This is a genomic window from Rhodococcus sp. IEGM 1241 (assembly GCF_033142365.1).
In the GTDB taxonomy this organism is placed as follows: domain Bacteria; phylum Actinomycetota; class Actinomycetes; order Mycobacteriales; family Mycobacteriaceae; genus Rhodococcus_F; species Rhodococcus_F erythropolis.
This window is the reverse complement of record NZ_JAWLSE010000001.1, coordinates 1774583-1785400: the sequence shown is the minus strand read 5'-3', so window position 1 is coordinate 1785400 and position 10818 is coordinate 1774583. Positions and strand designations below refer to the sequence as shown.

The following is a 10818-nucleotide window of genomic DNA, read 5'->3' as shown; positions in this document are numbered from 1 at the left end:
GCGGATGGGTTGAAATCAGACATGAGGGACAATGGCCGGAGATCGCCGATCACGTCGGTGGAGATTCCTCGACGGGTAACACGATCGGACTCATTCGAGTTCAGACAAGGACAATCACGATGGCAATCGACTACACCCGACGTTCCGGCGAGTCCACTCCGTCGCAAGCACCGGTCAGCCTGAGCAAGATCACGCTCACCAAATCGGCACCGACGGTCAACCTCGCGAAGGCGGGTGAACGACAAGGCAATATGCGTGTGAACCTCAACTGGTCGCAGGGAGCACCACCGAAGAAGACCGGTTTCCTCGCCAAACTCGCCGGCGCAGGTTCTGGCGCGGTCGACCTGGACCTCGGATGCCTGTACGAACTTGCCGACGGGTCCAAGGGAGTAGTTCAGGCCTTGGGCAACAGTTTCGGTTCACTGACTTCTCCGCCCTACATCTCCCTCGACGGCGACGACCGAAGTGGTGCGAACACCGGCGGCGAGAACATGCACGTCAATCTCGGTGACCCAAGCGCTTTCCGGCGAATCCTGATCTTCGCGATGATTTACGACGGCGCCCCCAACTGGGCGGCCGTGGACGGCGTCGTCACCCTGTATCCCACCAACGGCCCCGAGGTGGAAGTGCGGCTCGATTCGGCCAGCAACCAGGAGCGGTTGTGCGCAATCGCTCTCATCCAGAGTTCAGGTCAGGGCGTGACGGTGACCCGCGAAGTTCAGTACATCAACGGCAGTCAGTCAGATCTCGATCGGGCCTACAACTGGGGAATGAAATGGGCGGCTGGACGAAAGTAGGTGTCGCGGGCGGGGTGTCCCCCATCCGAATGACAATGTCTGAATCGTCCACAATGTCGCAAATTACTGGATAGTGTCGAGAAGTGGGGTCGGACATGAGGGGTCACGCTCGACACCGATAGTGGGTCGGTGACGCTATGTGCTTGGCGACACCGACGTTCGACCGGAAAGGCCCTCGATTTCCCCCGAGATCGAGGGTCTTTTCGTATCTTGCGTCACTGTTCGGACCCCTTTTATTAGTTGATCATTAAACTAAGCGTTCGTCCAACATGTACCGATGGAGAACGTGAATGTCCACGAATTCAGACCGACGCCCGCGCCTGCCCGTGAGAATCGCCTACCTCACCGCGGGAGTTCTCTTTGTCGCCGCCATGCTCCTGCTGGCAAGCGTCGTCAACCCTGACCGGGACCGCGATTTCTCCATGAACCACGTCCCCGCGGGGACGTCGGTGACTTCCGTCGTCGCCACCACTGACCTCGGCTAACGAAGGTACTGGTACGTAAGTGGCGCGCGTCACGAACTGTGGGTACCTTCAACGCCAATGGTTCGCCGTAGGTCGGTATTGAGAGGGACGGCCAACCACTGCCCTGCCTGGTTGCCCCACCCAAGCAGGCAGGGCACCCCTTCAACTCCATCGACTTTTCTGCGGATCCACGCCAACGCACTCTGGCGTCCGGACAGTTTCACCGCAGCGCCTGCAGTAATGGGTCCGATGCCCGCCATTCTCGGTCGAGGCACACCCGCACACCTCCCAGCCGACGAGGCACGTATTGGCCGTCAGCGGGTGTCCGTTCGGGCAGCGGTCCGGGGATCGCTCGGTTAGCCGCATCTCCACATTTTCGCACACACGTTCGATGCCTTGGTACTGCACACTGCAAATTCGATTGCACCGGCCGCTTCCGGTCAGCCCGAGCGCAACTATCCCTTCTGTCACTTCGGTCTGCTTTAATACGAAGGCTTTGTCGGGGGTTTACCAATGTCCGAAGTTGTCGAGTTTCTGCGAGCACACGCAGGCGAACACGGGGTTGAACTATGGGTTTCTTCAAGAAGGCGGCTGTGACTGCTCTAGCGGTCGCTGCAGTCGGAGCATCAACAGGGATCGCATCAGCTGATCCGTCGACCGACGTGAATTACGAAGCGAAGATCGTCGACAAGTCGATCGTCACCACTATCGACGCCGGGCTGTTCAAGGTATCCGGCGACGGCCACTCCGTCGTCTTGCAGGACAGCAAGGGAGCCGACCTTGTTTCCCTGCCTCTCGCATACAACCTCGGGGATCTACAGTTCCCCTTCGATCGCACGATCAGTGAAGACGGTAAGACCCTCACGCTGACACCGATCACCGATTCGTCGAAGGCAACACCTCGACCCGAGAGTGCGCCTGCGGCAAAGGAATGGACGCCGGTAGCTTCGCCCGAGGAAAATGATCGGGCGATTGCGCACTTCCAGAGTCAGCTCGGTCTCGGCACTCAGGTCGGCAGCCTGCTCGGCACCATCGTCGGTGCCGGAATCGGTTGCGCTGTCGGTGCTCCGCTGGGCTTGACCATCGTCGGACTCCCCGTCGCTGCGGCACTGTGCCTGGGTGGTCTCGCAACAGGAGCCGGAATCGGCGGTGTCGCCGGAACGATCCTCGGTGGCGGCGGCGCGGCTGTCGTAGCCGGCATCGACCTCGTCAACACACTGAATGCGCCTGCCGGAACGACCGTCTGGGCCCAGTAGCCACTTGGTGGGTCAGTCGTTGCTCCACGGAAAACCCCGCCCGTCCGTATGAGGACGAGCGGGGTTTTTCGATTCCACGGACAGGCGGATTTACTTGGTGCCCCCAGTCGGACTCGAACCGACACTTGACGGATTTTAAGTCCGTTGCCTCTGCCAATTGGGCTATGGGGGCCTTGACGCACCCGACTGGTCGGGTGCGTCGGGAATCAGACTATCGGGTGGGTCTGAGCTATCGACATCGCGATGCCGTCGAGGATGTCGTGTTCGCTGACAACCAGTTCGGTGATCCCGGCTTTGGCTTCGAATGTCTGAGCCAGCACCGTGGTGATGATCGCTCCGCCGCCGATGACGTCCACCCGCCCCGGATGCATCGGGCCGAAGGCGGCGCGATCAACCCGAGGCATGGCGGTAAGTCGCTCGCACACCTCGAAAAGTTGCTTGAACGGAATCCTCGACAGGTGCACCTTCTCGGCGTCGTACTCCGGAAGTTCCTGAGCAATCGCGGCCAGCGTCGTCATGGTTCCAGCGACACCCACCCAGGTGTGAGCCTTCTCGACGGGCACGGCCTCGAATGCCTCGGCCAATTTCGCGGTCGCAAAAGCCGTCGCCTCGGAAACCTGCTCTGCCGTAGGCGGATCCGACGGTAGGCACCGCTCAGTGACGCGCACACAGCCGATGTCGGTGGAGTACGCAGCCTGGACGCCCGACGCGTCGCCGAGGACAACTTCGGTGGACCCGCCGCCGAGATCGACTACCACAAAGGGGCCCTCGGACGGATCAAGTTCTCCCACAGCACCACCGAACGAGAGTCGCGCCTCTTCGTCGCCGGTGATCACCTCCGCTCCGGATCCGGGAATCACCGCACCGAGCACGTCCCGCGTCATCGTGAAGAAGTCTTCCCGATTCGCAGCGTCGCGAGTAGCCGACGTCGCGACCATCCGAACGGCGGTTGCTCCGGCATCGGCGATCATCGACGCGTACTCGACCAGCGCGACCCGGGTGCGTTCGATGGCCTCGGGCGCGAATGTCCCTGTCGCATCAACACCTTGACCCAGTCGCACGACGCGCATCTCGCGCCGGACATCCACCAGACGGCCGTCGGCGCCGACGTCGGCGATCAGCAGTCGAATGGAGTTGGTACCGCAATCGACTGCGGCAACACGGCGAGTCACCGGTCGGCAGTGTCGGCGTCGTCGATGCCAGGCCAGTCCGCGGGAATTGCAGTTCCGCGGAGCTTTCCGTGGCCGGCCAAGGCAACGGACTCGTCACCGAGCGGATTGACGCCGGGACCCTTGGCAAGCGAATGCGCCATCAGCACGTGCAAGCACTTGACGCGATCCGGCATCCCGCCACCGGCAAAGTCGGTTCCGAGAGATTCGATCGCGTCCCGCTCGGCAAGGTACGACTCGTATGCCCGCCGGTAGGCCGCGGCAAGTTCCGGATCCTGGGTCAGGCGTTCGGTCATTTCACGCATGACGCCGGCGGATTCCTGACGGCTCGCTTCGGCCGTCAGTCGCGGGTCGGTGAGGTAGTACAACGTCGGGAACGGTGTTCCGTCCGGAAGTTTGGGGGCAGTCTTGACGACGCCGGGCTGACCGTCCGGGCTGCGGTACGCGATCTCGATCACTCCGCGTGGCTCACGGCCCAATTGAGCGGCAACGGCGTCGAGATCCGCTTGTGAAACCTGTGGGGAATTTTCGGACGTGTTGCTCACCCGGTGGGTACTCCTTGTTCTTCTGGCTCTATCGGCGCCAACGGCATCGGGGCCGGTGTCGTCGTCTCGGGAACCACTGGCGGTTCCGAAATCGTTTGCCACAGATCGCGATACCACGGACCTGTCAGCGGTGTTTCCTTTTCCTGCTTCTTCTCGGGTTCCTTGTAGTCGCCGGGAAGCTGAACCTGAAACGGGGTCTCGCCCGGTTTGACGTACCGAAGGCGTTCTCGTGCAAGAGCTTCGATGTACGCAGGGTCGTCGAAGCGCGCGTTCTGGCCCTGCAGCTTTCGCAGTTCTTCCTCGAGCACCTGACGTTCGGCCGCCACCTGCGCGGCATCCGAACGCTGGCTGATGTACGTGCGCAGCGGCACTGCCAGTGTCAGCGCCAGCATGAGCACAACCATCGCGAGCACAACGGCCCGACTGGTGGACAAGCCGAAAATGGTGTTGTCCGACTTCGGAAGCCGAGACCAGAACTTGTTGGTTCCGCTCTTCCCCCGGGCCGACTTCGACCCACGCGCCGACGCTTTCTCGGCGGAGACCCCCGATTGCGCGGGGTCTGTCGCAGCGGAATCAACTGCTGCCGGATCGACCGAAGATGCCGGTTCCGACGCGCGTGGGCGTCGAGCACTGTCACGACGCGCACGCGACGGTGTGTCCCCACGACGGGAACCACGACCCCCCGGACTTCCGCCGGGGGATCGTGGCTTACCGCGCTGTGCAGACACTACTGAATCTTAGATTTCCGTCAGGCCTCGAAAGCGAAGCGCGGGAACGCAACCTCGCCGGCGTAACGTGCTGCGTCGCCGAGGTTCTCCTCGATACGCAGCAGCTGGTTGTACTTGGCAACGCGCTCGCTGCGGGCCGGAGCACCGGTCTTGATCTGACCGCTGCCGACGGCAACCGCGAGGTCGGCGATGGTGGTGTCCTCGGTCTCGCCGGAACGGTGGCTCATCATCGTCTTGTAGCCGTTGCGGTGAGCGAGATCGACGGCGTCGAGGGTCTCGGTCAGAGTGCCGATCTGGTTGACCTTCACCAGGAGTGCGTTTGCCGCACCCTTGACGATGCCTTCTTCGAGGCGCTCGGGGTTGGTGACGAAGAGGTCGTCGCCGACGAGCTGGACCTTGTTGCCGATCTGATCGGTGAGTGCGACCCAGCCGTCCCAGTCGTCTTCGTCGAGCGGATCCTCGATGGAAACGAGCGGGTAGGCGTCGATGAGCTCGGCGTAGAACGCCGCCATCTCGGCCGCGGTGCGGTTCTTGCCCTCGAACTTGTAGCCGGTGCCGTCGGTGTAGAACTCGGTGGCGGCGACGTCGAGAGCGAGCGCGACGTCGGTGCCCAGCTTGAGGCCGGTCTTGTTCACGGCGATCGTGATGAGGTCGAGTGCTTCCTTGGTGCCCGCGACGTCGGGAGCGAATCCGCCTTCGTCACCGAGACCGGTGGAGAGGCCCTTCTCCTTGAGGACCGACTTCAGGGAGTGGTAGACCTCGGCACCCCAGCGCAGCGATTCCTTGAAGCTCGGTGCGCCGATGGGAGCAACCATGAACTCCTGGACGTCGACACCGGTGTCTGCGTGCGCGCCACCGTTGAGGATGTTCATCATCGGGACAGGGAGAACGTGAGCGTTGGGGCCACCGACGTAGCGGAACAGCTCGAGGCCTGAGGACTCGGCAGCGGCGCGAGCCACGGCAAGCGAGGCACCGAGCAGAGCGTTTGCGCCCAGACGCGACTTGTCCGGGGTGCCGTCTGCGTCGAGCAGCGCCTGGTCGACCGTGCGCTGCTCGGTTGCGTCGATGCCGATGATGGCCGGAGCGATCTCGCCGAGCACAGCCTCCACGGCCTTCTCGACGCCCTTTCCGCCGTAGCGTGCGCCACCGTCGCGCAGTTCGACGGCTTCGTGCTCACCGGTGGAAGCACCGGACGGCACCGCAGCCCGGGCGAAACTTCCGTCTTCGAGCAGAACCTCGACCTCAACCGTGGGGTTGCCACGTGAATCAAGGATCTCGCGAGCTCCGACCTGCTCAATACTGGCCACTGTGTGGTTCTCCTTCGAATGGGCTTCGCATTGGGGCACGCTCTGCGTGCTTGACACTTGGGCTCCGACCCCTCCGGTCGAAAGAGGACCACGATCGCGGCTGGGCCTCTGCAGTGCCAGCACCTCTGTAGTGCCAGCACACAGCCTAACCGCACGGGCCGAAGGCTTCTTTATCGACGCGCGGTCACGGGCCCGACCTGCGGATCGATCGCCGTCAGTCCGGCCGTACCCCGACTGAATACGCCGACGCGCGATCACGAACCAGCGCGAGATAGTCGCCCGAGAGGTTGTACGCCATGAGCGCCTGCTGCCACCCGGCAGCGGCAGTGAGGTCTCCCCCGCGTGCACACAGGTAACGAGCGGCGGTGAGGGCAGCGTCGTCGATGTTGTCCGGGTCCACCCGGCCGTCGCCGTTGGCGTCGACTCCCCATTTGAGCCACGTCTCAGGGATGAACTGCATGGGCCCCATCGCACGGTCGTGCACTGGATCGCCGTCCATCGCCCCGCCGTCGGTGTCGGGGATCTCGGCAACTCCCGGGCCACCGTTCAGAGGGATTCCCCGAATGGTCGGGGCGACCTGGCCGAACGCATCGACCGACGAACCGTCGTAGGTCCCGTGTCGGCTCTCGACGCTGCCGATACCGGCCAATGTCGTCCACCCGATTCCGCAGCTGGGAAGCGTCTCGGCCATGACCGCAGCGGCGTACCCGTACGCCTCGAGTGCCGTGGTCCCGATCCCGATGTCGTCCGACAATCCCGCGGCCCAGTCGGCGAGTTGATCAGCACTGCGGCCGGGGGCATTGATGTCGATCGGTGGCGTCGGAGAGCCGGTACCTGGGGGTATGCCCTCCGGAATGGCTACTTTCGGTTCGTTCGATCCACACGCCACGATGCCTGCGCCCAGCAAGGCTGTTCCGGCAGCTACTGCGGCTACGACTCTCGAGAGACGCCGGGGACTTCTGCGGGCTGCGGGAGTTCGGTACACCCTTCCATCATCCACATGCGAGCGAAGTACTCCCGAATCCATTGGTAAAGAACAGCAAAAGTACAGGTCAGGGCGTGGTTCACCACCGATTGTGGAGTATCTTCTTCTGAGTTAAGGCTGGCCTAGCCTCATACGTTCGGCAGAAGCTGTCGCACTCACTCAGTCAGGAGTCGCCCGTGCCCGTGTCGGTACTCGCTGCCGCGAGCACACCATCAGTTGCCACCCAGTTATTCGGTAGTGGCCTGATCGGTCTGCGCGAAGGCCTCGAAGCGGGCATCGTGGTGATGATTCTCGCTGCCTACCTCGTGAAAGCTCAGCGCAGGGATGCACTCAAATGGGTGTGGCTCGGCGTCGCGATCGCCGTCGCAATGGTGGCGATCATCTTTTTCGCGATCCACTACGGAACGTCGACGGTCGACGGCCTGACCGCAGAGATCATCGCGGGCGTTGCCTCCCTGGTCGCCGTCGTCATCGTCACGATCATGGTCCTGTGGATGCGCACGGCCGCGAAGAACATTTCCGGCGATCTGAAAGCGGGGATGGAGAAGGCGTTGATCGCCGGCCCCGTCGCCATCTTGTCGCTGTCGTTCTTCGCGGTCGGTCGTGAAGGCGTCGAGACAGCGTTGCTCATGGTCGGATACGCCGAGAACACCGCAGGCAGCTCCTGGCCGTTGGTCGGACTGCTCCTCGGAATTCTCCTGGCCGCCGTCTTGACCGTCGCCATGTACTTCGGCGCCCTCCGTCTCAACCTGACGACATTCTTCCGGTACACGGCGATCTTCCTCATCGTCGTCGCCGCCGGAATCCTCTCGTACGGTGTTCGCGCTCTACAGACCGGAAATGTGCTTCCGGGCGGTTCGAATCTCGCGTTCAACCTGACGCCCGGCTACGACCCGTCGACCTGGTACGGCACCGTCCTCGCCGGAATCTTCAACTTCCGCCCGGATCCGACGGTCCTGCAAGCCGTCGCGTGGGTCGTCTACCTCGTAGTCGTCCTAGCGCTCTTCCTGCGTCCCCTTCCGTCGAAGCCAACCGAGCCGACGGCCCCGCCGGCGCACGACACACACGTTCCCGAAAAATCCTGAGAGGCATTGCCGACATGCGTAAATCCACCCTCGTACTGGCCACGGCTGCGGTACTTCCCTTCTCCCTCGCCGCGTGCACCGAGAAGACGACGGCGAGCGACGGCGACATCGTCGTCACGGCCACCGACGATTCGTGTGACGTCAGTGCCACCACCGGGACCACTGGCAGTTCGACGTTCCAGGTGACGAACAACGGCTCGAAGGTCACCGAGTTCTACGTCTTCGCCGAGGGTGATCGAGCGATGGGCGAAGTCGAGAACATCGGCCCCGGCCTTACCCGGCAGCTGATCGTCTCTCTCCCCGAGGCTGCGACCTATCAACTCGCGTGCAAGCCGGGCATGGTCGGAACCGGCATCCGCCAGGACTTCGTCGTCACGGGCGATTCGCAGGCGGCCACCGACGAGAGCGGACAACTCGCCGAAGCTGCCGACGGCTACCGGCGGTACATCCGCAGCCAGATCGTCGCATTGCAGGACACCGCAGCTCAGTTCGTCGCCGCCGTCCAGTCCGGCAACGTCGACCAGGCGAAGGCACTGTTCCCGATCGCACGTACCTACTACGAGCGCATCGAGCCCGAAGCCGAGAGCTTCGGCGAACTCGATCCCAAGCTGGACCTGCGCGAAGCGGATCTGGAGCCCGGTCAGGTCTGGACGGGATTCCACCGCCTCGAGAAGGATTTGTGGGTCACCGGACTTCAGCCGGATACCAACGCCGTCGCCGATCAACTGCTCGAAGACATTCAGTATCTTGCCGATCAGGTGAACGCCGAGGACTACACGATCGATCCAACCAAGATCGCCGGTGACGCCCAAGGACTGCTCGACGAGATCTCGACTTCCAAGATCACCGGAGAGGAAGACATCTTCTCGCACACCGACCTGTGGGACTTCCAGGCCAACGTCGACGGCTCACAAGCGGCGATCGCGGCACTGAACCCGATTCTGCAGGAACGTAATCCCGAGCTCGCCCAGCGCATCGCGGACCGCTTCGCCGACCTCGACGCCGCTCTGGCGCAGTTCCGCGTCGGCGACGGATTCGTGTACTACGACACCGTCACCGAAGCGCAGCGTCAAGAACTCTCGCGTAAAATCGATGCTCTGTCCGCCGAGGTCAGCCAGGTCCAGGAAGTAGTCGCGGGACAGTAGATGACTGATTCACCAGAAGGCACACCCGCTGCGGAAAACGCAGCACCGCATGCGGTCTCACGGCGCCGACTGTTCGGCGCCGTGGGGGCCGGCGCCGTCCTGGCCGGTGCCGGTGCCGTCATCGGGCGGGTGACCGCCGACGAGAATTCCGGCACCGATCACGCAGACGTGGTGGCATTCCGCGGCGAGCATCAGGCAGGCATCACGACGCCGGCCCAGGATCGCATGCACTTCGTCGCTTTCGATGTGACGACGAAGTCGCGCGACGAACTGATCACGCTGCTGCAGACGTGGACGGCGATGGCCGAACGAATGACGGCGGGTCAGGAAGCAACCGAGGACGGAGCGACCGGCGACGGTCCGTACGCGCCACCGAGCGATACCGGTGAGGCACTCGATCTCGCGCCGTCGCAACTCACCCTGACCATCGGATTCGGACCGTCACTTTTCGACGACCGTTTCGGGCTCGCAGACAAGAAACCTGCTGCCCTGCTGGATCTCCCCCACTTCCGCGCGGACAACCTCGATCCGAATCGCAGCGGGGGCGACATCGCCATCCAAGCGTGCGCCAACGATCCCCAGGTTGCCGTCCATGCGATCCGCAACCTCGCGCGAGTCGCTTTCGGGACCGCGTCGGTCAAGTGGTCACAACTCGGGTTCGGGCGAACGTCCTCGACCTCGACGACGCAGGCGACACCACGAAATCTGTTCGGGTTCAAGGACGGAACAGCCAACATCAAGGCGGAAGATCCAAACGCACTCGCCCAGCACGTCTGGGTTGATCCCACTGACGATCAGGCCTGGATGGCAGGCGGCTCATTCCTCGTCGCCAGACGAATCCGCATGCTGATCGAGCAGTGGGATCGCGCAGTACTCAAGGAACAGGAAGCTGTCATCGGCCGCTCCAAACGCAGCGGAGCGCCACTCGGCGGCAAAGACGAGTTCGACGAACTTGATCTCGATTCCAAAATGGGCCACGACTTCGTCATCCCGGAGGATTCACACGTGCGCCTGGCCTCTGCCGAGGAACTCGGTGGGATTCAGATCTTGCGCCGCGGATACAACTTCACCGACGGCTCCGACGGCTTCGGCCACCTGGACGCGGGACTGTTCTTCGTTGCGTACTGCCGGAATCCGGTCGAGCAGTTTGTTCCGATGCAGCAAAACCTTTCACGACACGATGCGCTGAACGAATACATCCAACACGTCGGTTCTGCCGTCTTCGCCTGCCCCGGCGGTCTCGCCGACAGACACTACTGGGGCGAAACATTGTTCAACCCCGAATAGTCGATCAATTGGTCCGATACCATACTTGCTACCAAACTTCGAGTAATTCT

At 62.8% G+C, this 10818-nt stretch carries 11 protein-coding genes and 1 tRNA gene; 6 read left to right on the top strand and 6 right to left on the bottom strand.

The annotated features are described in order from the left end of the window. Positions 1-119: 119 nt before the first annotated feature. From R4P70_RS08595 to R4P70_RS08585, 3 genes are all read left to right on the top strand, one after another. Entirely contained in the window at positions 120-797 is a 678-nt protein-coding gene (locus R4P70_RS08595; RefSeq protein ID WP_007728823.1) for a tellurium resistance protein TerA, read from the top strand. A 290-nt stretch (positions 798-1087) separates the two neighbouring features. Beyond that, positions 1088-1282, top strand: a complete 195-nt coding sequence (locus R4P70_RS08590; RefSeq protein WP_029255862.1) for a hypothetical protein — start codon at positions 1088-1090, stop codon at positions 1280-1282. Positions 1283-1830: 548 nt separating this feature from the next. Next, the gene (locus tag R4P70_RS08585) at positions 1831-2517 is read left to right on the top strand and encodes a hypothetical protein (protein WP_070385465.1); all 687 of its coding nucleotides are present in this window, start codon (positions 1831-1833) and stop codon (positions 2515-2517) included. Between the two features lie 95 nt (positions 2518-2612). Here the strand turns inward: R4P70_RS08585 and R4P70_RS08580 are convergent. The 6 genes from R4P70_RS08580 to R4P70_RS08555 all read right to left on the bottom strand — a co-directional run bounded on the left by R4P70_RS08580 (position 2613) and on the right by R4P70_RS08555 (position 7293). Beyond that, positions 2613-2689 (bottom strand) — tRNA-Leu (locus R4P70_RS08580). Positions 2690-2723: 34 nt separating this feature from the next. After that, entirely contained in the window at positions 2724-3689 is a 966-nt protein-coding gene (locus tag R4P70_RS08575; RefSeq protein ID WP_020970277.1) for a Ppx/GppA phosphatase family protein, read from the bottom strand. Continuing rightward, entirely contained in the window at positions 3686-4231 is a 546-nt protein-coding gene (locus R4P70_RS08570; protein ID WP_020908542.1) for a DUF501 domain-containing protein, read from the bottom strand. The genes R4P70_RS08575 and R4P70_RS08570 overlap by 4 nt, the downstream gene beginning before the upstream one ends. After that, entirely contained in the window at positions 4228-4959 is a 732-nt protein-coding gene (locus R4P70_RS08565) for an FtsB family cell division protein (RefSeq protein ID WP_317830673.1), read from the bottom strand. The genes R4P70_RS08570 and R4P70_RS08565 overlap by 4 nt, the downstream gene beginning before the upstream one ends. Before the next feature lie 20 nt (positions 4960-4979). Then, complete coding sequence (eno, locus tag R4P70_RS08560; RefSeq protein WP_019744628.1) at positions 4980-6266, bottom strand: phosphopyruvate hydratase; 1287 nt, start codon at positions 6264-6266, stop codon at positions 4980-4982. Positions 6267-6480: 214 nt separating this feature from the next. Beyond that, positions 6481-7293, bottom strand: a complete 813-nt coding sequence (locus tag R4P70_RS08555) for a lytic transglycosylase domain-containing protein (RefSeq protein ID WP_317830672.1) — start codon at positions 7291-7293, stop codon at positions 6481-6483. Positions 7294-7433: 140 nt separating this feature from the next. Between R4P70_RS08555 and efeU the strand changes: the two genes are divergently transcribed. Genes efeU through efeB form a run of 3 tightly spaced genes read left to right on the top strand, consistent with a single transcriptional unit; the run spans position 7434 to position 10768 of the window. After that, positions 7434-8336 carry an iron uptake transporter permease EfeU gene (gene efeU / locus R4P70_RS08550; protein ID WP_021345071.1) on the top strand — a complete coding sequence of 301 codons (903 nt, stop codon included), beginning with the start codon at positions 7434-7436 and terminating at the stop codon, positions 8334-8336. Between the two features lie 14 nt (positions 8337-8350). Next, a complete protein-coding gene (gene efeO / locus R4P70_RS08545) occupies positions 8351-9481 on the top strand; it encodes an iron uptake system protein EfeO (RefSeq protein WP_019744631.1) in 1131 nt (376 codons plus the stop codon). Next, the gene (gene efeB / locus R4P70_RS08540; RefSeq protein WP_317830671.1) at positions 9482-10768 is read left to right on the top strand and encodes an iron uptake transporter deferrochelatase/peroxidase subunit; all 1287 of its coding nucleotides are present in this window, start codon (positions 9482-9484) and stop codon (positions 10766-10768) included. Positions 10769-10818: the final 50 nt, after the last annotated feature.

Bases quoted from the DNA above. Each gene is read 5' to 3' on its own strand.
- R4P70_RS08595 (WP_007728823.1), top strand. From the start codon at position 120: ATGGCAATCGACTACACCCGACGTTCCGGCGAGTCCACTCCGTCGCAA.
- R4P70_RS08590 (WP_029255862.1), top strand. From the start codon at position 1,088: ATGTCCACGAATTCAGACCGACGCCCGCGCCTGCCCGTGAGAATCGCC.
- R4P70_RS08585 (WP_070385465.1), top strand. From the start codon at position 1,831: ATGGGTTTCTTCAAGAAGGCGGCTGTGACTGCTCTAGCGGTCGCTGCA.
- R4P70_RS08555 (WP_317830672.1), bottom strand. From the start codon at position 7,293: ATGGATTCGGGAGTACTTCGCTCGCATGTGGATGATGGAAGGGTGTAC.
- efeO (WP_019744631.1), top strand. From the start codon at position 8,351: ATGCGTAAATCCACCCTCGTACTGGCCACGGCTGCGGTACTTCCCTTC.
- efeB (WP_317830671.1), top strand. From the start codon at position 9,482: ATGACTGATTCACCAGAAGGCACACCCGCTGCGGAAAACGCAGCACCG.